The organism is Thioclava sp. F1Mire-8 (genome assembly GCF_002213165.1).
In the GTDB taxonomy this organism is placed as follows: domain Bacteria; phylum Pseudomonadota; class Alphaproteobacteria; order Rhodobacterales; family Rhodobacteraceae; genus Thioclava; species Thioclava nitratireducens.
Genome location: NZ_NBNY01000001.1, coordinates 388,077 through 408,689, shown reverse-complemented (window position 1 = coordinate 408,689; position 20,613 = coordinate 388,077). Strand labels below are relative to the sequence as shown.

Annotated in this window: 19 protein-coding genes; 8 read left to right on the top strand and 11 right to left on the bottom strand. The window is 64.2% G+C overall.

Annotation, left to right across the window (positions count from 1 at the left end):
* Positions 1-9: 9 nt before the first annotated feature.
* The 5 genes from B6V75_RS01945 to B6V75_RS01925 all read right to left on the bottom strand — a co-directional run bounded on the left by B6V75_RS01945 (position 10) and on the right by B6V75_RS01925 (position 5,017).
* The gene (locus tag B6V75_RS01945; RefSeq protein WP_168174422.1) at positions 10-471 is read right to left on the bottom strand and encodes a hypothetical protein; all 462 of its coding nucleotides are present in this window, start codon (positions 469-471) and stop codon (positions 10-12) included.
* A gap of 379 nt (positions 472-850) precedes the next feature.
* Positions 851-1,822, bottom strand: coding sequence for a GAF domain-containing protein (locus tag B6V75_RS01940; RefSeq protein ID WP_075774898.1), 972 nt, complete (start codon positions 1,820-1,822; stop codon positions 851-853).
* 125 nt (positions 1,823-1,947) lie between these two features.
* Positions 1,948-2,682 (bottom strand): RlmE family RNA methyltransferase, encoded by a 735-nt coding sequence (locus tag B6V75_RS01935; protein WP_075775117.1) that lies wholly within the window; start codon positions 2,680-2,682, stop codon positions 1,948-1,950.
* Positions 2,682-3,827: a Ppx/GppA phosphatase family protein gene (locus tag B6V75_RS01930; protein ID WP_075775118.1), complete on the bottom strand. Its 1,146-nt coding sequence runs from the start codon at positions 3,825-3,827 to the stop codon at positions 2,682-2,684. Before B6V75_RS01930 ends, B6V75_RS01935 begins: the two co-directional genes overlap by 1 nt.
* A gap of 131 nt (positions 3,828-3,958) precedes the next feature.
* Positions 3,959-5,017 carry an ATP-binding protein gene (locus tag B6V75_RS01925; protein WP_088718551.1) on the bottom strand — a complete coding sequence of 353 codons (1,059 nt, stop codon included), beginning with the start codon at positions 5,015-5,017 and terminating at the stop codon, positions 3,959-3,961.
* 347 nt (positions 5,018-5,364) lie between these two features.
* On the opposite strand from B6V75_RS01925, the gene B6V75_RS01920 reads away from it, so the two are divergent.
* Positions 5,365-5,667: a hypothetical protein gene (locus B6V75_RS01920; protein WP_088718550.1), complete on the top strand. Its 303-nt coding sequence runs from the start codon at positions 5,365-5,367 to the stop codon at positions 5,665-5,667.
* Here B6V75_RS01920 and B6V75_RS01915 read toward each other — a convergent pair.
* From B6V75_RS01915 to B6V75_RS01905, 3 genes are read right to left on the bottom strand one after another with little or no spacing between them, the layout of a single operon-like run.
* The gene (locus tag B6V75_RS01915) at positions 5,664-6,185 is read right to left on the bottom strand and encodes a gamma carbonic anhydrase family protein (RefSeq protein ID WP_088718549.1); all 522 of its coding nucleotides are present in this window, start codon (positions 6,183-6,185) and stop codon (positions 5,664-5,666) included. The genes B6V75_RS01920 and B6V75_RS01915 overlap by 4 nt on opposite strands.
* Complete coding sequence (gene gmk, locus B6V75_RS01910) at positions 6,182-6,826, bottom strand: guanylate kinase (RefSeq protein ID WP_075774902.1); 645 nt, start codon at positions 6,824-6,826, stop codon at positions 6,182-6,184. Before gmk ends, B6V75_RS01915 begins: the two co-directional genes overlap by 4 nt.
* Before the next feature lie 5 nt (positions 6,827-6,831).
* On the bottom strand, positions 6,832-7,767 hold the full coding sequence (locus B6V75_RS01905) for a YicC/YloC family endoribonuclease (RefSeq protein ID WP_240496888.1): 936 nt from the start codon (positions 7,765-7,767) through the stop codon (positions 6,832-6,834).
* Positions 7,768-7,942: 175 nt separating this feature from the next.
* Between B6V75_RS01905 and B6V75_RS01900 the strand changes: the two genes are divergently transcribed.
* Positions 7,943-8,725: a PAS domain-containing protein gene (locus B6V75_RS01900; RefSeq protein ID WP_088718548.1), complete on the top strand. Its 783-nt coding sequence runs from the start codon at positions 7,943-7,945 to the stop codon at positions 8,723-8,725.
* A 104-nt stretch (positions 8,726-8,829) separates the two neighbouring features.
* Here B6V75_RS01900 and B6V75_RS01895 read toward each other — a convergent pair whose 3' ends face one another.
* Positions 8,830-10,200 carry a 3-deoxy-7-phosphoheptulonate synthase class II gene (locus B6V75_RS01895; protein WP_075775120.1) on the bottom strand — a complete coding sequence of 457 codons (1,371 nt, stop codon included), beginning with the start codon at positions 10,198-10,200 and terminating at the stop codon, positions 8,830-8,832.
* Between the two features lie 220 nt (positions 10,201-10,420).
* Here B6V75_RS01895 and B6V75_RS01890 point away from each other — a divergent pair, with 220 nt between their 5' ends.
* The 6 genes from B6V75_RS01890 to B6V75_RS01865 all read left to right on the top strand — a co-directional run bounded on the left by B6V75_RS01890 (position 10,421) and on the right by B6V75_RS01865 (position 16,827).
* Positions 10,421-11,449 carry a GlxA family transcriptional regulator gene (locus B6V75_RS01890; RefSeq protein ID WP_088718547.1) on the top strand — a complete coding sequence of 343 codons (1,029 nt, stop codon included), beginning with the start codon at positions 10,421-10,423 and terminating at the stop codon, positions 11,447-11,449.
* 191 nt (positions 11,450-11,640) lie between these two features.
* Positions 11,641-12,825 carry an ABC transporter substrate-binding protein gene (locus B6V75_RS01885; RefSeq protein WP_075774905.1) on the top strand — a complete coding sequence of 395 codons (1,185 nt, stop codon included), beginning with the start codon at positions 11,641-11,643 and terminating at the stop codon, positions 12,823-12,825.
* A gap of 104 nt (positions 12,826-12,929) precedes the next feature.
* Positions 12,930-13,790 (top strand): ABC transporter ATP-binding protein, encoded by an 861-nt coding sequence (locus B6V75_RS01880; RefSeq protein WP_075774906.1) that lies wholly within the window; start codon positions 12,930-12,932, stop codon positions 13,788-13,790.
* Positions 13,787-14,491 carry an ABC transporter ATP-binding protein gene (locus B6V75_RS01875; protein ID WP_075774907.1) on the top strand — a complete coding sequence of 235 codons (705 nt, stop codon included), beginning with the start codon at positions 13,787-13,789 and terminating at the stop codon, positions 14,489-14,491. The genes B6V75_RS01880 and B6V75_RS01875 overlap by 4 nt, the downstream gene beginning before the upstream one ends.
* Before the next feature lie 3 nt (positions 14,492-14,494).
* A complete protein-coding gene (locus B6V75_RS01870; RefSeq protein ID WP_075774908.1) occupies positions 14,495-15,502 on the top strand; it encodes a branched-chain amino acid ABC transporter permease in 1,008 nt (335 codons plus the stop codon).
* Positions 15,499-16,827 (top strand): branched-chain amino acid ABC transporter permease, encoded by a 1,329-nt coding sequence (locus tag B6V75_RS01865; protein WP_088718546.1) that lies wholly within the window; start codon positions 15,499-15,501, stop codon positions 16,825-16,827. Before B6V75_RS01870 ends, B6V75_RS01865 begins: the two co-directional genes overlap by 4 nt.
* Positions 16,828-16,931: 104 nt before the next feature.
* Here B6V75_RS01865 and B6V75_RS01860 read toward each other — a convergent pair whose 3' ends face one another.
* Both B6V75_RS01860 and B6V75_RS01855 read right to left on the bottom strand, forming a co-directional pair.
* Positions 16,932-18,332, bottom strand: a complete 1,401-nt coding sequence (locus B6V75_RS01860) for a sigma-54 dependent transcriptional regulator (RefSeq protein ID WP_075774910.1) — start codon at positions 18,330-18,332, stop codon at positions 16,932-16,934.
* Positions 18,329-20,611: a PAS domain-containing sensor histidine kinase gene (locus B6V75_RS01855; protein WP_088719364.1), complete on the bottom strand. Its 2,283-nt coding sequence runs from the start codon at positions 20,609-20,611 to the stop codon at positions 18,329-18,331. Before B6V75_RS01855 ends, B6V75_RS01860 begins: the two co-directional genes overlap by 4 nt.
* Between the last annotated feature and the right edge of the window lie 2 nt (positions 20,612-20,613).

Below are 20,613 nucleotides of genomic sequence, written 5' to 3'. Positions count from 1 at the left end.
GATCGTCGCCTAGCGTTGAACAACCAAAGCTCGATTATAGCTACCGGTCTGGCTGACGGATGCCATGGCTCGGTTACCGGTTTGATAAATGGATGCGCCGTTCCTCGTGCCGCTTTGCACAAGCGACGCCATGTTGAAGTTGCCGGTCTGCTTAATCGAGCCCGCCTGGACGCCTACCTGATAGAGCATGCTGGTATTGGACGTCCCCGTGCTCTGCACGTCCGCGAGCGCACCGGATGCCGGGGGAGTCGCCACCGGAAAGCCGCTCAGGTCCACACTCGTTATGCTTGGCTCCAAATGGAGATTTGCGATCCGCAGCTGCACATCGGGAAGGGCCTGTACAATTTTCGGCTGTGGCACAGTCAGGGTCATCGGACCCGCAGACACTTGCGCCAAGTAAGCCTCGCCCGCCATACCCTGCACCGGGATGCTAAGAGCTAGCACCGCACTTGCAATTACCATTCTGCTCATCATTCGCCTCTGCCCTATGCTTTGCCTCAGGCACGCCGCGGGTATCGGAGCGATACGTGTCGGAGGATTCCGAAGTCTTCATGCCTCAAGGAATCATCGAACTGTGGCGTGTTTTGGACGTTCGGGCGGCGATTTTCGTATCATCTTTACAACTCTGGGGCGCAGATCGTGCCGAGCGACACCGGACCGATCTATGTGGGAAACCGTTGCGAAAATGTGAGTGAAGCACTTTGCACAGCTAATTGGGCGCACGACGACTTGCAGTTGTTACCACAAGGCAGGCGCCCCACGGGGTGCCAGGCAACAAACGGAGATCCGGAAACGCGATAGAATAGCGCCGTGATCGGTCGGCCCAGCCCCCTGCCCGCCTCACCGCCACTCAAACGCCGAGGTTGAGCGCCTTGGCCTTGCGGTAGAAGGTCGCCCGACCGATGCCGAGATCGCGGGCGGCAGCCGAGACGTTGCCGCCGTTGCGGGCCAGTGCGCGGGCCATTTCGGCGCGTTGCGCTTCTTCGAGACCGTTGCGGATGCCATGCTCCAGCAGATCGGAGGCCGGAAGCTGGCCGATCTGCCCGGCTTCGATGCCGAGGTGCCGCCGGGCGGCGCGGGTGGCGCCGACGACGAGATCGTCGCGGTCGAGCGCCAACAGCATCACGCCCTGCGCCCCGGTTTCGCCCGAGCCGGTCGAGAGGATGCGCGCGCCGTCATAGGAGGCGCGGAACAGGTCCGCCTCGATCCGGTGCGCCGCGTCCTGCACGGTCAGCGCCACGAGGCGCGCATAGCCCTCGGTCATGTCGGAGCGCGCGGAGCTGACGTCGATCACGCCGGCCAGATCGCCCTGCGCGCCGAAAATGGGCGAGCCCATGCAGGTCAGCACCGTGTTGCGGGTGCGGAAATGCTGATCGCGCCAGACGGTGACGGGGCGCGCCTCGGCGACGCAGGTACCGATGCCGTTCGTGCCCTCGACCCCTTCGGACCAGTCCGAGCCGGGCGCGAGGTTGGAGGAATGGAAATCATCCTTATCCGCGTCGCGCAAACGCTCGTCCAGCACGAGCCCGCCCGCGTCGGATAGAAGGACCGTGCAGCCCGCATCGCCTGCCGCCCGCGACAGACGGTCGAGCACCGGCGAGGCGATCCGCATCATCAGTTCCGCCCGCTCGCGCCGCTCGCGCATCTCGGCCTGGGTCAGGCGCTCGTTGCGCCCACCGGTTTCGGGGTCGATGCGATGATGGATCATCGAGCGGCGCCAGCTCGCCGCGAACCCCGCCCGCGTGGCGGATTTCGGCGAAGAGACGACTTCGCGCACGATATCGGCATGTTGGCGCGGAACGCCCGTATGCAGTGACGGCATGCGAAAGCCTCCCTCTCTTGCGCAGCCTATGAAAGTCCACGCAGGTTAGGCCGATTCGAACCGTTCACAACGTAAATTCCCGCTGAGCGGGCAGGCACCTGTCTCGGGGTTGAGACAGTCTAGGCTCACGGCTCCTCGTGCCGCCGCCCGCGAAAACCTTGCGCCACCACGAATTTCTCCGAGCTGTCCGAGCGCGAGGCTGGCGGTTTCACATTGGCGACCTTGGTGAAGTTTTTCTTCAGGATCGTCATCAATCCCTGCTCCGCGCCGCCTGCGAGAACCTTGGCGACAAATGTGCCGCCCTCTTCGAGCACGTCGAAGGCGAACTCTGCCGCCGCTTCGCACAGCGTGATGATGCGCAGGTGATCGGTGTTCTGGTGCCCCGAGGACGCGGCCGCCATATCCGACATCACCACATCCGCAGAGCCGCCAAGCCATTCCTTGACCTTGTCGTCGGCGCCTTCTTCGAGGAAATCGAGCACGTGGATTTCGGCCCCGGCGATCGGCGTGACCTCCTGCAGATCGACACCCAGAACGGTGCCGACCTTCTTGCCGGATTTCTCGCCCAGGGCGTTCACACGCTTGACCGCCACTTGACACCAGCCGCCAGGCGCACAACCCAGATCGACCACGCGCGCGCCGGGCACGAGGAAGCGATACTTGTCGTCCAGCTCGAGGATTTTGTAGGCGGCACGGCCTCGATAGCCCTCTTTCTTTGCACGTTGCACGTAAGGGTCGTTCAGCTGCCGCTCCAGCCAGAGGGTCGAGGACAGCTTGCGCCCCTTCGCCGTCTTCACGCGCACGCGCAGGTCACGCTGCCCGCGTCCCGAAGTGTTCTTGCCGCTGGGTGTCTTCGCCATCATTTAATCTCTTCTAACACGCCGTCTCCGGCCATTTGCGCATAGAGGAGCCCCTCGCGCAGGCCACGGTCGGCAATGGACATCTGGTCGGTGGGCCAGACCCGCATAAGGGCCTGGAGAATTGCGGCGCCGGACATGATCAAGGTGTGTCGGTCGCGCCCGATCCGCGGGTCGGAGCGCCGCCCGGCGGGCCCGAGTTGCAGGAAGGAGCGGATCACAGCGTCGATCTCGCCCGAGGTCATGGTCAGCCCGTCCACCCGGTTGCGGTCATAGCGCTTCAGGTTGAGGTGGCAGGCCGCGACCGTCGTGACGGTGCCCGAGGTGCCGATAATCTGGAACCCGTCCTGCGGGCTGCCCGCCGCGTAGGGCGTGAAGTCCGCGAGCTTCTCCTCGAAGAACCAGCTCATAAGCGCAAAGCGTGCGGCATCGTCTTCGACATCGGCGAATTGATCCTTGAGCGTCGCGACCCCGAGCGGCACCGAAATCCAATCGACAACGCGTGCCGCCGGATCGGGCCCGTCGGGCTGGTTGAACCCTTGCGAGAGCCGCATGATCGCGCGGGCCCTGTCGCCGGGCGGCACGTCTTCGAGGTCGATCCAGACGAGCTCTGTCGAGCCGCCGCCGATATCGACCACCAGAACCTGCTCGGAATTGGGCGACACCAGCGAAGCGCAGGAGATCACGGCCAGCCGCGCCTCTTCCTCGGGCGCGATGATCTCCAGCGGCAGGCCGGTCTCGCGGCGTACATAACGGATAAAGTCGCGCGCATTCTTGGCGCGCCGGCAGGCTTCGGTCGCCACCAGACGCATCCGGGTGACCCCGTGCGTTTCGATCTTGCGGCGACAGATTTGCAAAGCCTGAACGGTGCGCGACATCGAGCTGCGCGACAACCGGCCATAGGTTTCGAGACCCTGACCCAGCTGGACCGCTTTCGAGAAGCTGTCCACGACCTGAAACTGAGAACCCTTGGGACGGGCAATCAGCATCCGGCAACTGTTGGTGCCAAGGTCGAGAGCGGCATATAGCCCCTCGCCGGACTTGGCGGATTTGGTCGCGGGGGACTCGACCTGAGCCGGTTTCACCGCCCGCGCGGGCGATGCAGCTGTCGGGAGCGCGCCCGCCGACCGGGGACGCTTGGGCGTCATCATTACGCCCTCCGATTTGAAGTTGCCATAAAGCTATCGGTTTGCGCGTCCCGGTTCAAGGGAGCGCGACGCGGAAGTGACAGAACGTCAGCGCATCTCGTCTGCCGAAACCGAACCGTACCGGCGCGCTCTCAGGCCGCAGGCAGGATCACCGTGAAGCAGCTGCCCTCGCCCTTCTTGCTGTCGACGCGGAACCGGCCACGGTGGCGCGCCACGATATGCTTGACGATGGCGAGACCCAGCCCCGTTCCGCCCTTTTCGCGCGAGCGGTGGGTATCGACGCGGTAGAAGCGCTCGGTCAGGCGCGGCAGGTGCTGTTCGTCGATGCCCTCGCCGCGGTCGATCACATCGACGCGATAGGCTTTGCCGCGCAACACCGGCTCATGCGGGATCAGCGAGACCCGCAGCCGCACCTCGCCGCCCTGCCCGCCATATTTGATCGCGTTCTCCACGAGGTTCGAGAAGACCTGCGTCAGCTGATCGGGATCGCCCTGCACGGGCAAGGCCCCGGTTTCGCCCTCGCAGATCAACTTGACGGACGCCGCTTCTGCCACGGGTTCGAGCGTCTGCGTGATCCCTTTGAGCACCAGCGCCAGATCGACCTTGCCAGTGGGACGCATCCGCTCTTCGCCCTCGACACGGCTGAGCGAGAGAAGATCGCCCACCAGACGGTTCATCCGCGCCGCCTCGCGCTCCATGATCGACAGGAACCGGTCGCGCGCCGCCGCATCGTCGCGCGCGCTCGAGCGGAGCGTCTCGATGAAACCCATCAGAGCGGTCAGCGGCGTGCGCAACTCGTGGCTCACATTTGCAACGAAATCGCGCCGCATGGCTTCGGCAGATTCGAGAGCCGTGATGTCTTCGAAGCTTGCCAGAACCGAATTCGTCGCAAGCGGCCCTTCGGGCGCGGGCGGCAGCGGAGAGAAATGCACCAGCGTGATCGTCTCGGCCTGACCGGTGGGATGCAGCCGCAGGCGAACCGGATCGGGCCGCGCCCCGCGCAGCGCCGCGCTTACCGCCGCGCCGAAGCCGGGCTGGCGCAACACCGTCACATAGGGGCGCCCGAGAAACTGCGTGCCGAACAGCCGATTGGCTGCGAGATTGCCCTGCGCGATCCGCTCGTCGCGCCCGATCAGCAAAACCGCGCTCGGCAGCGCGTCGAGAACCTGTCCGATCGCCCCTTGGCTCATTGCCGCGCCTCCCCGCCTGCCATCTCGTTCGGAGCAAGGTTTGAGCGATGCGAGGCGAGCTGTAAAGGCTTGTCATAGACATGAAATCCAACCCTGCATCGGCATTGCAACTCACGCTTCGCGGTTCGCAATCAATGGGTTGTAGAATGGCTACCGAGACGTTAAACCTAGGCGTGTATTTAGCGGAGCCCGGTCGGGTTCCGTCGAATACATCATCGGGGGCGATGAGGTTATTACGAATTATGCCAAGAACCCCGAGTTCCCGCCTTGCGCTACAAGCTGTTCTCTTTCAATGCGTGAAAACGTCCGAGAGCAGCAACCTTCTGCTTGTAGACCCGGGCGGAAAGTTGCCCCCGTCGCTCAACGAGATTTCGGGCCAGGCGATTCAGGTACTGCAATACGACCAGATCACCGCGAAAAAGATGGCGGCTCTGCGCCCCGAACTGGTGCTGGCGCCGCTGCTGACCACGCGGTTCGACATTCTCGATCTGGCAAAGCGTCTCGAACGGTTCGGGTTTACCGGCAAGCTGCGAGCCTATTCCACTCCGCTTCCGAATATCGACTTCATCCGGCAGGAGGTGCGCGCCGCGCATCCCCAGCTCGATTTCGATATATTCACCTTGCCGGTCGACAAGCGACGCGACAATTAGCCGATCGCTTTCAACCCCTTGGCGAAACGCGCCGCATTCTCGCGGTAATGCGCGGCCGAGCCCAGAAGCGCCTTGCGCGCGCCCTCGTCGAGTTCGCGAACGATCTTGCCCGGCGCGCCCATCACGAGGCTGCCATCGGGAATTTCCTTGCCCTCGGTGATCAGCGCACCGGCGCCGATCAGGCAGCCCTTGCCGATCTTCGCCCCATTCAGAACCGTCGCCCCCATCCCGATCAGCGAGCCGTCCCCGATCGTGCATCCATGCAGCATCGCCTTGTGGCCGATCGTGCAATTTTCGCCGATGGTCAGCGGAAAACCCATATCGGTATGGCAGACCACGTTTTCCTGCAGGTTCGAGCCGCGTCCGACCCGGATTTCCTCGTTATCGCCGCGCAGGGTCGCGCAGAACCAAACCGAGGTTTCGGCTTCCAACACGACCTTGCCGATCACGTTGGCGTCGGCGGCGACCCATGCGTCTTCGGCGATTTGCGGGGCGATCCCGTCCAGTTCGTAAATCATCTTGCGTCGAACTCCCTGTTCAGTTTTCGCACGAATTCGCTGAGCCCGACCTGACGATCGCGGCGGTTACGCTCCGCAGTCAGAATGGTGCGCAGCATCTCCTCGGCGCGGTCGAGGTCGTCATTGACCAGAACATAGTCATATTCCGACCAATGGCTGATCTCGGCGAGCGATTTCTCCATCCGGCTGCGGATCACGTCGTCGCTGTCCTGCGCGCGGCTGCGCAGACGGTCTTCCAGCGCCGCGATCGAAGGCGGCAGAATGAAGATCGAGACCACGTCCTTGCCAAGCGTGGAGTTGCGGATCTGCTGACCGCCCTGCCAGTCGACGTCGAAGAGCGTATCGCGCCCCTCGCCCATCGCCGCCTCCACCGGGCCTTTCGGGGTGCCGTAGAAATTGCCGAACACCTCGGCATGTTCCAGCATGTCGCCCTGCACCACCATCGCTTCGAACTCTGCGCGGGTCTTGAAGAAATACTCGACACCATCGGTCTCGCCCGTGCGCGGATCGCGCGTCGTGGCCGAGACCGAGAAGCGCAGCGTCGGATCCCAGCTCATCAGCCGTTTGGCAAGCGTGGATTTTCCAGCGCCCGAGGGCGAGGACAGGATGATCAGAAGGCCGCGGCGGGCAGTGTCGGGCATTGGTATCACTCTACGTTCTGGATCTGCTCGCGCAGCTGGTCGATCGCGTATTTCAACGCCAGACCGATCCGCGTCAACTCCGCATCGCCCGATTTCGAGCACAGCGTATTGGCCTCGCGCACGAATTCCTGCGCCAGAAATTCGAATTTGCGGCCCACGGGCCCGGTCTCGGCGAGAAGCGCGCGCGCGGCCTCGACATGGACGCGGAGCCGTTCGATCTCTTCGGTGACATCCGCCTTGATCGCGATCAGCGCCAGTTCCTGCGCGACCCGGTCGGGATCGGCCTCGGTCGCTTCCATCACCCGCGCGAGCGCCGCGCGCAGCGTCTCGGCAGCTTTCGGAGCGCGTGCTGCGGCGGCGATTTCCGCTTCATCGGTCAACGCCGCGATCTCGTCGATGCGGGCGGCCAGCAACGCGCCCGTCCGCGCGCCTTCCTCGCGGCGCATCGCGACGAAGCTTTCCAGAACAGGCGCAAAACTCTCCATCAAGGCGGCCAGCAGTGCGGCGGGATCCTCGATCGTGCTGCCAGAATGGTCGATCACCCCGCGCATCGCCATCAGGTCACTCGGCTTGAGCGGCGCCAGCGCCACGCCCTTGCGTTCGGCTGCGCGCTCGACCTTGTCGACGGCAGCAAGGGCAGCGTTCAGCACCTCCGGCTCGATCCGCATCGCGGCACTGCCTACGGCCTGCGTGAGCTTCAGGTTCAGCGTGACGTTACCCCGCGCGACCCGTTCGCCGACCGCCTTGCGCAGCGCGGGCTCCAGCCCCTCGATATCGGGCAGCCGCAACCGCAGGTCGAAGCCCTTGCCATTGACCGAGCGCAGATCCCAGCTCCAGTCATGCCCCGCGCCGCTCCCCTGTCCGGCGGCAAATCCGGTCATCGAGACGGTGGCGGCGGCGGGCGCCCCCTCCGGGCGCGGCTCTGGGGCGGGCTTAACCATTTAAGAGTTTCTTTCTCCATGTGACGAAAAAATGGCCTAACTTGGGGCCCGGTAAGAGTTCAGTAACGATTTCGTCCCGACGGTCAACCGCAAGGCGCCCCGCGCCACCGGCGCGCCGGGCGAGAGTAAGCGGCCCCGCGCCCGTGCCGCGCGGGACGAAACAAGGATTATAGAAATGGATCGCGAGACCGACAGCAACGCTGCATCCCCCGCCTCGGCCAAAGGTCGCCGGGTCGGCAACGAGCTGCACGCCTATTGGGAGGCGCTGCTCGACGGTCGCCCGATGCCCGCGCGCGCCGATATCGATCCGCGCGGCATCGACCGGGCACTGCAATTCGCCTTCATCCTCGAGCGCGTCGCGCCGGGCATGGCGCGGTTTCGCCTTGCCGGCCAGCATATCTGCGGCCTGATGGGAATGGAGGTGCGCGGCATGCCCCTGACCTCGCTTTTCGCGCCCGAAGCCCGCAAACAGATCGCCGATCTGACCGAGGCCGTCTTCGCGCGTCCCGCCATCGCCGAGGCGCAGCTGGCCTCGGCCGCAGGGCTCGGAAAACCGGAACTGACGGGCCATCTGCTGATGCTGCCGCTAACGGACGATTTCGAGGCGGTGACGCGCGCGCTTGGATGTTTCGTAGCGGAACCTCTGCGCGCTCCGGACGCGGCGGACGGTAACCTCGACGCTGGACGCGCCCCGCGCCGCTTTACCGTGTCAGCCGCGCGGATCAAGCCTTTGGAGATGCCGCCCCTGCGCGACCCGCAGCCTTCGCCCCGACCGACTGGGCGCAGGTCTCCTCCGGCGCACTCCTTCGAGCAGCCCGTGCCGACCGCCGCCACCTCTGGCTTCGCCGAAAGCCAGACGCCTTACACCCCGCGGCCGAAATCCCGCGCCGCACGTCTGGCGGAAATGACCCCGGAAGAGCGCCGCGCGATGTTCCGGGTGGTGCGACAGGAGGGTTAAGACCCGTGATGGATGACCTCTGCACCGCCGACAGCAATAAATAGGCCCGGACGCAAAGGTCCGGGCCTATCTATTTCGTAAACTGTGCCGCGGCGCGCGGGGCCTTATTGCGACGCCGCTTTCGCGAGCTTGCGGCGGTCCTGCAGCTCCTCGGCCACGAGGAACGCCAGTTCCAGCGATTGCGAGGCGTTCAGGCGCGGGTCGCAGGCGGTGTGGTAGCGCGAGGAAAGATCGCCGTCGGTTACCGCGCGCACGCCGCCGGTGCATTCGGTCACGTCCTTGCCGGTCATCTCGAAATGCACGCCGCCGGGGATCGTGCCCTCGGCTTTGTGAATCGCGAAGAATTCCTTCACCTCGCGCAGCACGGAGTCGAACGGGCGGGTTTTGAAGCCCGACGCGGACTTGATCGTGTTGCCATGCATCGGATCGCAGGACCAGACGACATTCGCGCCCTCGGCCTCGACCGTGCGGATCAGGCGCGGCAGGTGATCGCCGACCTTGCCCGCGCCGAAGCGCGCGATCAGCGTCAGACGGCCCGCCTCGTTCTCCGGGTTCAGCTTCTCCATCAGCACCTTGAGGTCGTCCTCGGTGGTGGTGGGGCCGCATTTCAGACCGATCGGGTTCTGCACGCCGCGTGCGAATTCGACATGTGCACCGTCGGGCTGACGGGTTCGGTCGCCGATCCAGAGCATGTGACCGGTGCCCGCAATCGGCAGGCCGGAGGTGGAATCGATGCGGCAGAGCGCCTCTTCGTATTCCAGCAGCAGCGCCTCGTGCGACGTGTAGAAATCGACCGAAGCCAGCTCATTCGCGGTTTCCGAGGTCACGCCCGCGGCCCGCATGAAGTCCATCGCCTCGCTGATATGGTTGGCGACTTCGCGGTATTTCTCGGCCTCGTCGGCATCGGTGAAGCCGGCGATCCAGCTCTGGACGCGGTGGATGTCGGCGAAACCGCCCGTCGAGAAGGCGCGCAGCAGGTTCAGCGACGCCGCCGCCTGCGTGTAGGCCTGCAGCATCCGGTTCGGATCGGGCAGACGCGCCTCCGAGGTGAACTCGAAACCGTTGATGATGTCGCCGCGGTAACTCGGCAGCTCGGTGCCGTCGATGGTCTCGGTCGGCGCCGAACGCGGCTTGGCGAACTGGCCCGCCATGCGGCCGACCTTGATGACCGGAACCTTCGCGCCCCAGGTGAGCACGACCGCCATCTGCAGCATCACCTTGAACGTGTCACGGATATTGTCGGCGGAAAATTCCCCGAAGGACTCGGCGCAGTCGCCGCCCTGAAGCAGGAACGCCTCGCCACGCGCAGCTTTCGCAAGCTCCGCCTTCAGCGTGCGCGCCTCGCCCGCGAAGACCAGCGGCGGCATCCGCGACAGCTGTGCCTCGACAGCGTTCAGCGCCCCCTGATCGGGATAGTCGGGCATCTGAACCCGCGGTTTCGCGCGCCAGTCCGATTTGCTCCAACCCTTGCCCATCTGATCCTCCAAAAGCGTGGTCGTGTTCATTCGGCGCCGCTTATAGACGGCGCGGGTCTGGGAAACAAACCCGAATTTGCATTTCGACAAGTCTTCAGCGCCCACCTTGCCCCCCTCTTGCGGCGCGCGCCAATTTCCTGTTTCGGTGATTCACCACAGATGACGGATTGACGACATGCCTGATCCCCGCCCCACCCGTCGGCCAGCCCCTTCGCAAGGAATGATCCGGATTGGCCCGGACGCACGCCAGCGTTCGGTCGTCTTCCTGCTTCTAGAGCGATTCACGATGATGGCCTTCGCAAGCGCGATCGAGCCACTGCGCCTCGCCAACCAGGTGTCCGGTCGCACGCTCTACACGTGGAAACTCGCCTCAGAGTCCGGCGCGGATGTCACCTGCTCGAACGGGACGACCTTCCGCACCGATATCGGTCTGGAGGAGCTGGGACGCGACACGATGGTGCTGGTCTGCGGCGGCATCGACGTGGCCGAGGCGGTCAGCAAGCCGCTGTTGAACTGGCTGCGGCGCGAGGCGCGGCGCGGCGCGGTGATGGGCGGCTTGTGCACCGGCTCTTACGCGCTGGCCCGCGCGGGTCTGCTCGACGGCAAGCGCGCGACGATCCACTGGGAGAATATCGACGCCTTCGCCGAGGATTTTCCCGATATCGAACTGACCAAGGGCGTGTTCGTGATCGACGGCAACCGGGTGACGACGGCGGGTGGCACCGCCTCGATCGACCTGATGCTGCGGCTGATCGCCCGCGATCACGGCGAGGAACTGGCCAATACAGTCGCCGATCAGCTGATCCATTCCTCGATCCGCTCGGACCGCGACACCCAGCGGCTGTCGATTCCCACCCGCATCGGCGTGCGCCACCCGAAGCTCGCGCAGGTGATCGGCCGGATGGAGCGCAATATCGAAGACCCGATCAGCCCCGCGACGCTCGCCACCGAGGTCGGCATGTCGGCGCGCCAGCTGGAGCGGCTGTTCCGCCGCTACCTCAACCGCTCGCCCAAGCGCTATTACATGGAATTGCGGCTGCAGAAGGCGCGTAACCTGCTGATGCAGACCGAAATGAGCGTGATCAACGTCGCCATGGCCTGCGGCTTCGCCAGCCCCTCGCATTTCTCGAAATGCTACCGCGCGCATTACCAGACCACACCCTACCGTGAACGCGGCGCGAGCGCTGCGGGCGAGAAGGAGATCCCGGACGCCGCTTCCGAGGTTGGACCGGAAGACTCGCTCGACTGAAAATTGCGCAATCCGCCCCCTCGCCTTTCACGAATTTGCACAACGGCCCAAATTGCCGTTACGTCGCATTGCGCGATGCTTGACCTTCGGGTCGGTTTTTCGCGTCATCGCGCCACTCGCGGTTCTTCACATTTGACGCACCGCGCACTAACCTCGCGCAAGAACGCGAGTTCCAACACGGGAGTGAACACATGAAAAAACTGCTTCTGGCTTCGGCTGCGATCGCGCTTGGCGCGACCGGCGCATATGCCGATGACGTGAAGATGGGCGTCCTGCTGGGCTTTACCGGCCCGCTTGAATCGCTCGCCCCGCCGATGGCGCAGGGTGCCGAGATGGCGATCAAGGAAGTCTCCGACTCCGGCAAGCTGCTGGGTGGCGACACCGTGACCGCAGTCCGCGGCGACTCGACTTGCGTCGACGCAGCAGCCGCAACCGCTGCTGGCGAAACGCTCGTCACCACCGACAAGGTGGCCGGCATCATGGGCGCGATGTGCTCGGGCGCGACCACCGCTGTCCTGCAGAACGTCGCCATGCCGAACGGCGTCGTGATGATCTCGCCCTCGGCGACCTCGCCGGCGCTCTCGGATCTCGAAGACGATGGCCTGTTCTTCCGCACCGCTCCGTCGGATGCGCGTCAGGGCGAAGTCATGGCCGATGAGCTGATCGAGAAAGGCATCAAGAACGCCGCCGTCACCTACACCAACAACGACTACGGCAAGGGTCTCGCGGACAGCTTCGAGAAAGCCTACAAGGCCAAGGGCGGCAACGTCACGATCTCGGCCGCGCATGAAGACGGCAAGGGCGACTACTCCGCAGAAGTCGCATCGCTCGCCTCCGCGGGTGGCGACGCGCTCGTCATCGTCGGCTATATCGACCAGGGCGGCTCGGGCATCCTGCGCGGCGCGCTCGACACCGGCGCCTTCGAGACCTTCGTCTTCCCCGACGGCATGGTCAGCCAGACGCTCGAAGACAATTTCGGCTCGGAAATCAACGGCTCCTTCGGTCAGCTTCCCGACTCCGCGGGCGACGGCATGAAGACCTATCTCGGCATGGCCGAGAAAGCCGGCTTCGACGGCTCGTCGGCCTATTCGGGCGGCGCTTATGACGCGGCGGCCCTGATGCTGCTGGCGATGCAGGCCGCCGACTCCACCGACCCGAAAGTCTACAAGGACAAGGTCATGGAAGTCGCGAACGGCCCCGGCGAGAAGATCTATCCCGGCGAGCTGGGCAAGGCGCTCGACCTGATCAAGGAAGGCAAGCCTGTCGATTACGAAGGCGCGACCGCCGTCAACCTGATCGGCAATGGCGAAGCCGCGGGCACCTTCCGCGAAATCGAGATCAAGGACGACAAGATCGAAACGGTGAAATACCGCTAAGCGATCATCAGACGCGAGACAGCCCGGAGCGATCCGGGCTGTTTTCAATTATAAAACAACAAGATGCGGCGTGAAGCTAACATGCCTACAACTCAGGGGACCCTATGATCCGGGTTGAAAACCTAGTCAAATCCTTCGGCGGATTCCGGGCGGTCGATGGCGCGAGCCTCGAGATTGCAACCGGCTCTATCACCGGGCTGATCGGACCGAACGGCGCCGGCAAATCCACGCTCTTCAACGTCATCGCAGGCGTGCACGAACCCACCGCGGGCCGTGTAACGATGGATGGCGAGGACATCACCGGGCTTGCCCCGCACGAGCTGTTCCACAAGGGGCTGCTGCGCACCTTCCAGATTGCGCATGAGTTTCCTTCGCTCACCGTGCGCGAGAACCTGATGATGGTGCCCACCGGGCAAGCCGGCGAGACGCTCTGGAACACGTGGTTCGGGCGAAAACACATCCGCGAGGAAGAAGCGGCGCTTCTGAAGAAAGCCGATGAAGTGCTTGATTTCCTGACGATTTCGCATCTCAAGGATGAGAAGGCAGGGAACCTCTCGGGTGGTCAGAAGAAGCTTCTGGAACTGGGCCGCACGATGATGGTCGAAGCCAAGATCGTCTTCCTCGACGAGGTCGGCGCGGGCGTGAACCGGACGCTTCTGAACACGATCGGCGACGCCATCGTGCGACTGAACAAGGAGCGCGGCTACACCTTCTGCGTGATCGAACATGACATGGATTTCATCGGCCGCCTCTGCGACCCGGTCATCGTGATGGCCGAGGGCAAGGTGCTGGCCCAAGGGTCCGCCGATCACATCATGGAAAACGAGGCCGTGATCGAGGCCTATCTGGGGACCGGCCTGAAGAACAAGGTCAAGGCCGAGGAAACCGCCGAGACCGCCGCGCATGAAGACCACGGCGCGCAGCCCGGTCTGGGCGACGAAGCAGGCCATGGAGGCGACCAATGAGCTACCTCGACGCCTCACACATGACCGGCGGCTACGGCAAGGCCGACATCCTGCACGACTGCACCCTGACCGTCGAAAAAGGCGAGATCGCGGTGATCGTCGGCCCGAACGGCGCAGGCAAATCCACCGCGATGAAGGCGGTTTTCGGGATGCTCGGCCTGCGCGAAGGCAAGGTCACGCTCGACGGGCAGGACATCACCGGCCTCTCGCCGCAGGACCGCGTCAAGAAAGGCATGGGCTTCGTGCCGCAGGTGAACAACGTCTTCCCGACCATGACGGTCGAGGAAAACCTCGAGATGGGCGCCTTCATCCGCGACGACGATTTTCGGGGCACGATGGATCAGGTCTTCGACCTGTTCCCGATCCTGAAGGAAAAGCGTCGCCAGAATGCGGGCGAGCTATCAGGCGGGCAGCGTCAGCAGGTGGCCGTGGGCCGCGCGCTGATGACCCAGCCGAAGCTCCTGATGCTCGACGAGCCGACCGCAGGCGTCTCGCCCATCGTGATGGACGAGCTGTTCGACCGCATCATCGAGGTCGCGCGCACCGGCATCTCGATCCTGATGGTCGAACAGAACGCCCGCCAAGCGCTTGAGATCGCGGATAAAGGCTATGTGCTCGTGCAGGGCGCGAACAAGTACACCGACACCGGCGAGGCCCTACTGGCCGACCCGGAAGTCCGCCGCACCTTCCTGGGGGGCTGAGGAATGGAACTCATCAACGCGCTCGTCGCGGTTACCAATTACGTCATCATCCCCGCCACCGCCTATGGCGCGCAGCTTGCGCTCGGCGCGCTCGGGGTCACGCTGATCTACTCGATCCTGCGGTTTTCCAACTTCGCGCATGGCGATACGATGGCCTTCGGCACCGGGGTCGTGATCCTGATCACCTGGGGTTTCCAGGCGATGGGAATCAGCTTCGGGCCTCTGCCGACCGCCCTGCTCGCATTGCCCTTCGGCATCGTCATCACCTCGGCGCTGATGCTCGGGACCGACAAGGTCGTTTACCAGTATTACCGAAAAGTCAGGGCTGCGCCCGTGGTCATGGTCATGGTCTCGGTCGGCGTGATGTTCGTGATGAACGCGCTCACGCGCTTCCTGATCGGCGTCGACCAGATCAATTTCGACGACGGCACCCGCTTCGTCATCAACGCCCGGCAATGGCGCGACATGACGGGCCTCTCCGAGCCGCTGACGCTGCGCTCGACGCAGGTGATCACCGTCGTCACCGCGATCATCACCGTGGCCGCGCTGTTCTGGTTCCTCGGCAAGACGCGCACCGGCAAATCCATGCGCGCGTTTTCCGATAACGAGGATCTGGCGCTGCTGTCCGGCATCGACCCGAACAAGGTCGTGGCCGTGACCTGGATCATCACCGGCGCGCTCGCGACCATCGCAGGCACGCTCTACGGGCTCGACAAGTCGTTCAAAGCCTTCACCTATTTCCAGCTTCTGCTACCGATCTTCGCCTCGGCCATCGTCGGCGGCATCGGCAACCCGGTGGGCGCGATCGCGGGCGGCTTCGTGATCTCCTTCTCGGAGGTGGGCCTCACCTACGCTTGGAAGAAGGTGGCGACCTATCTGATCCCGAACTGGGAGCCGGACGGGCTCGTTCAGCTTCTCTCCACCGACTACAAATACGCAGTCAGCTTCACGATCCTGATCCTTGTCCTGATCTTCAAGCCGACCGGCCTCTTCAAGGGGAAAATCGTATGAGCAGCAATCGTCAGGCTGGTGAGACCAGCCGTCTCCGTGCGCCCCTCTTCTTCGCCATCATGGCCGCGCTCATCCTGCTCGAAGGTTTCACCTCGGGCTGGAACTCGGCGCTCGGCATTCTCAACATGGGGCTTCTGTCGGCGATCATGGCGCTCGGCGTGAACATGCAATGGGGCTATGCGGGCCTGTTCAACGCAGGCGCGATGGGCTTCCTCGCGCTTGGCGGCCTCGCCCCGGTGCTGATCTCCATGCCGCCCACCCCCGGCGCTTTCTCGGGCGGCGGTCCGGGCATCATGGCGGCCTTCTTCGTGGCCATCGTCGCCGTGCTGGCGGCGGTCTGGATCTGGCGCAATCTGCGCGGAAAGACGCGCGGTCTCGCCGTGACGGCCGTGCTGATCGTCGGCTTCTTCACCTATCGCTGGCTCTTCGATCCGGCGGTCGAAGTAATCGAGGCGATCAACCCCTCGGCGCAGGGCAACCTCGGCGGGCTTGGCCTTCCGACGCTGATCTCCTGGCCCGTGGGCGCGGTTCTCGCCGCAGGCGCGGCTTGGCTGGTCGGCAAGACCGCCCTCGGCCTGCGCTCGGATTACCTCGCGATCGCCACGCTGGGCATCGCGGAGATCATCGTTGCTATCCTGAAGAACGAACAGTGGCTCGACCGCGGCGTGCTGAACGTCAATGGCATCCCGCGCCCCTGGCCGGTGCCCTACGAGATCGACCTGCAGAACTCGCCCGACTTCGTCGCGCAGATGCAGAGCTGGGGCCTCGATCCGCAGCTTGGCTCGACCATCGTGGTGAAGCTGGCCTTCCTCGTGCTGTTCGTGATCGTCATCCTCGCGCTGATCTGGCTGACCGAGATGTCGCTGAAATCGCCCTGGGGACGGATGATGCGCGCGATCCGCGACAACGAGATCTCGGCGGCGGCAATGGGCAAGAACGTCACGCGCCGCCATCTGCAGATCTTCGTGCTGGGCTCGGCGGTGATCGGGCTTGCGGGCGCGATGATGATCTCGCTCGACGGGCAGATGACGCCGACCTCCTACAACCCGCTGCGCTACACCTTCCTGATCCTCGTGATGGTGATCGTGGGCGGCTCGGGGAACAACTGGGGTTCGATCCTCGGTGGCGTGCTGATCTGGTATGTCTGGGTCAAGGCAGGCGACTGGGGCCCGGATATCATGGGCGCGCTGGCGGCTCCCTTCCCCGATGGCGGGTTCAAGGATCACCTGGTCCAATCGGCCCCGCATATGCGGATGCTGGTGATGGGTATCATCCTGCTGATGGTGCTGCGCTTCAGCCCGCGCGGGCTCTTGCCGGAGAAATAAAAAAGAGGGGCTCTGCCCCTCGCCCGTTCCGGGCTCACCCCGGGATATTTCTTCCAAGCCGAAGACAAGACGCGCGCCCCGCAAGGAGCGCGCGTTTTTTTGGGTTACTCCTCGCCGCCGTCAAACTGGGCGACGCGGGCGCCGGCCTTGTTCGTGGTGACGACGCCGAGCGATTTGAGCTTGCGGTGCAGCGCCGAGCGCTCCATGCCGACGAAATTCGCGGTGCGCGAGATGTTGCCCCCGAAACGGTTGATCTGGGTGAGCAGATATTCGCGCTCGAACAGCTCGCGCGCCTCGCGCAGTGGAAGCGTTGCAAGCGCGCCGCCCAGAACGATGCGCCCTTCATCCGCCGGGCCTTCCTGGCCGGGCAATTCGCGCGCCTCGATCACGCCCGTGCCTTCCCCGAGGATCAGCACCCGCTCGATCACGTTGCGCAGCTGGCGGACGTTGCCGGGCCACTCCATCGTCTGCATCAGCGCCGCCGCCTCTTCCGAGATTTCTCGCAGCGGCAGGCCTTGGGTCTCGTTGAAGCCGCGCAGGAAATGGTCGGCCAGAAGCGGCACGTCCTCGCGGCGCTCGGAGAGCGGCGGCACCTCGATCGGCACCACGTTGAGCCGGTCGTAGAGCTCCTGCCGGAAATGCCCCTCGCGGATCTGTGCCGTCAGATCGCGGGTCGTCGACGAGATAACCCGCAGGTCGACGCGGACCTTGTCGGCCCCGCCCACACGCAGAAATTGCTGCTCGGTCAAGACGCGCAGGATCTTCGACTGCGTGCCGAGCGGCATCTCCGCCACCTCGTCGAAATAGATCACGCCGCCATGGGCCTGCTCCAGCAGGCCCTTCTCGACGCCGCGCTCGGGCGTCTCGCGCCCGAAGAGGACCTCTTCCATCCGGTCGGGCTCGATCGAGGCGGAATTGACCGTGACGAAGGGCCCCGCCGCACGGGTCGAGAACTGGTGGATGTAGCGCGCGGCCATCTCCTTGCCCGAGCCCGGCTCGCCCGTCAGCATCACCCGGCCGTTGGACTTGGTCACCTTGTCGAGTTGATCCTTCAGCCGCCGGAAAGCCGCCGAGTCGCCGATCATCTCGCCCGAGGACATGTCGCGGCGCTTGAGCGTCGAGTTCTCGCGCCGCAGCCGCGCCGTCTCCATCGCGCGGGAGATCACCACCATCAGCTGGTCGATGTTGAACGGCTTCTCGATGAAGTCGTAAGCGCCCTGCTTGATAGCCGCCACAGCGATCTCGATATTGCCGTGGCCCGAGATGATGATCACCGGCACGTCCGGATTGTCGCGCTTGACCGTCTTGAGGATGTCGATCCCGTCCATCTTGCTGTCCTTCAGCCAGATATCGAGGATCATCAGCGCCGGTTCCTGCGCGTTGATCTCGTCCATGCACTCGTTGGAATTCGCCGCGAGGCGTGTCTTGAAGCCTTCGTCGCGCAGGATGTCGGCGATCAGCTCGCGGATGTCTTTCTCGTCGTCGACGATCAGAATGTCGCTCATGTCACTTCCCCGGGGGCTTCGCCCCTCTCCTTGATGGCTCTGAGCGCTGCTCGCGCGCGTGGGAGCCTGATTTCGGCGAGCGCCCCGCGATGGGCGCCCTCTACGAAGGCGGGCGCGTCGCTCAGCGTCAACGTTCCACCATGTTCCTCGATGATCTTCTTGACGATGGGAAGACCCAGCCCGGTGCCTTTCTCGCGCGTCGTCACGTAAGGCTCGAACAGGCGCGAACGGTCCGGCGGCAGGCCGATCCCGTTATCCGCGATATGGATCGTCACGTGATCGGAGGCGACTTCCATATCGAGGCGCACCTCGGGCGCGTAGCCTTCCTCCACGTTCCCTTTTTCCGTATAGGATTCTATCGCTTCGCCCGCGTTCTTTACGAGGTTAGTCACCGCTTGCGAAATCATCGTCGCGTCCAGTTCGACGATCACCGGCTCGGTCGGGACATCCGTCACCAGTTTCGCGCCATGCAGGCTGTCTTGCTGCAAGGTCGCCGCATCGCGCACGAGCTGCGCAAGATCGTGATCGGCACGGTCGGGCTCGGGCATCCGGGCAAAGCGCGAGAACTCGTCCACGATGCGCCGCAAGTCATTGGTCTGGCGCACAATAACGCCGGTAAGCTGATTGAGCGTTTCTAGGTCTTCGCCCTCGGTCATCTTGCCGAACTTACGCTTGATCCGTTCGGCCGAGAGCTGGATCGGCGTGAGCGGGTTCTTGATCTCATGTGCGATGCGCCGCGCCACGTCGCCCCAGGCCGCCATCCGCTGCGCAGAGACCAGATCGGTCACATCCTCGAACGCGACCACATAGCCTTCGGGCGTGCCCAGATCGTTGCGTCGAACGGCCATGCGCACCAGCAGGCTCTCCAGCCGCCCGCCGCGCGAAATCCGGATTTCCTCCTGCGCGACTTCATTAAGGCCGTCCTGCAACTTGTTGTAAATCGACAGAAATTCTGGAACAGCGGTTGCAAGGTCGCGGGAATGATCGCTCACGCTATTGAGCGCCAGCAACTGCATAGCTGCCCGGTTCATGAAATCGATCCGCCCGTCGGCATCGAGTCCGATCACCCCCGAAGTCACCGAGGACAGCACGGAATCGAACAGGCGACGGCGTTCTTCCGTCTCGCGGTGGTTCTCCATCAGGGCCATGCGCTGGCCCTTCAGTTGCCCGGTCATGCGGTTGAACGCCTCGCCAAGCGTCGCGATCTCGTCGTCGCCCTCGGCCTCGATCACCCGCGCGTCCAAATCACCCGCGCCGACCCGCTCCGCGGCGGCGGCGAGCCGCCCGATCGGCCGAGACAGGCGCTCCGCGAACCACAGCCCCATCCAGAGCGCGGCGAGGATTAGGATCAGCGCGAAGCCGAAATAGACCAGCCCGAATTCGAAGATGACGCGACCGCGGGCGCTCTCCAATTGCTGATAGAGCGTCACCGTCTCGCGCGTCTTGTCCAGCAGCGCGAGAATCTGCCCATCCACCTTGCGCGAGATATACAGATACCGATCCACGAAAGCGTCGAGCCGGATCAGCGCGCGCAGTTCCGAGTTCGGCCAATCCTCGATCAGCACCGTCTCGCCCTTCTGCGCCTCGACGATGTCACGCGGAGAAGGTTCTTCGTAATCAAAGAGATAAGAGCGATCGCCGCGCGCGATGATGCGCCCCGTACCGTCGATCACATAGGCCTCTTTCACGCCGCGCTGGATGCCCGCCTGCCCGGTAATGAGCAATTCGCGCAGCTCGCCATCCGACATGAAGGTCGACGCCTGCCGCCGCAGGTCGAGGAAATTCGCGAGCGCCCGGCTGTCCTGCACCAGATCGCGCTTGTGCTCGGACTGATAGGCCTCGGCGGCCTGAAGCGAGGTGCCGACGACCGAGCGCACGCGGTCGGAAAACCACCCCTCGAGGCCGATATTCACGGTAAGGAACGCGAAGACTGCGACGAGGATCGTCGGCACCAGTGCAATGCCCGCGAAAACGCCCGTCAGGCGCAGGGTGAGCCGCGAGCCGGCGGAATGGGCGCGCCGGGCTGCGATGATCTGCACCAGCCGCATCAAAATCAGACCGGCGAGCAGCAGAAAATAGACGAAATCGGCGAGCAGGATCAGGCGCAGCGCGGTGCTGTCCGCCCCCTGTCCCAGGGGGCCGAGGACAATAAAGGTCGCAATCGCGAGCGCCGGGCCAAGCACCACCAGGCCGAAGGTGAACAGGTTGCGGACCCGCTTCTGGCGGCGAAAGCGCGCCAAACGGTCCCAGCCTGAGCGATATGCCGTGCTGCCCTGCACCA

Coding starts and splice junctions, on each gene's coding strand:
- B6V75_RS01945 (WP_168174422.1), bottom strand. CDS start 471: ATGAGCAGAATGGTAATTGCAAGTGCGGTGCTAGCTCTTAGCATCCCG.
- B6V75_RS01940 (WP_075774898.1), bottom strand. CDS start 1,822: ATGCCGTCACTGCATACGGGCGTTCCGCGCCAACATGCCGATATCGTG.
- B6V75_RS01935 (WP_075775117.1), bottom strand. CDS start 2,682: ATGGCGAAGACACCCAGCGGCAAGAACACTTCGGGACGCGGGCAGCGT.
- B6V75_RS01930 (WP_075775118.1), bottom strand. CDS start 3,827: ATGACGCCCAAGCGTCCCCGGTCGGCGGGCGCGCTCCCGACAGCTGCA.
- B6V75_RS01925 (WP_088718551.1), bottom strand. CDS start 5,017: ATGAGCCAAGGGGCGATCGGACAGGTTCTCGACGCGCTGCCGAGCGCG.
- B6V75_RS01915 (WP_088718549.1), bottom strand. CDS start 6,185: ATGATTTACGAACTGGACGGGATCGCCCCGCAAATCGCCGAAGACGCA.
- gmk (WP_075774902.1), bottom strand. CDS start 6,826: ATGCCCGACACTGCCCGCCGCGGCCTTCTGATCATCCTGTCCTCGCCC.
- B6V75_RS01905 (WP_240496888.1), bottom strand. CDS start 7,767: ATGGTTAAGCCCGCCCCAGAGCCGCGCCCGGAGGGGGCGCCCGCCGCC.
- B6V75_RS01900 (WP_088718548.1), top strand. CDS start 7,943: ATGGATCGCGAGACCGACAGCAACGCTGCATCCCCCGCCTCGGCCAAA.
- B6V75_RS01895 (WP_075775120.1), bottom strand. CDS start 10,200: ATGGGCAAGGGTTGGAGCAAATCGGACTGGCGCGCGAAACCGCGGGTT.
- B6V75_RS01890 (WP_088718547.1), top strand. CDS start 10,421: ATGATCCGGATTGGCCCGGACGCACGCCAGCGTTCGGTCGTCTTCCTG.
- B6V75_RS01885 (WP_075774905.1), top strand. CDS start 11,641: ATGAAAAAACTGCTTCTGGCTTCGGCTGCGATCGCGCTTGGCGCGACC.
- B6V75_RS01880 (WP_075774906.1), top strand. CDS start 12,930: ATGATCCGGGTTGAAAACCTAGTCAAATCCTTCGGCGGATTCCGGGCG.
- B6V75_RS01875 (WP_075774907.1), top strand. CDS start 13,787: ATGAGCTACCTCGACGCCTCACACATGACCGGCGGCTACGGCAAGGCC.
- B6V75_RS01870 (WP_075774908.1), top strand. CDS start 14,495: ATGGAACTCATCAACGCGCTCGTCGCGGTTACCAATTACGTCATCATC.
- B6V75_RS01865 (WP_088718546.1), top strand. CDS start 15,499: ATGAGCAGCAATCGTCAGGCTGGTGAGACCAGCCGTCTCCGTGCGCCC.
- B6V75_RS01860 (WP_075774910.1), bottom strand. CDS start 18,332: ATGAGCGACATTCTGATCGTCGACGACGAGAAAGACATCCGCGAGCTG.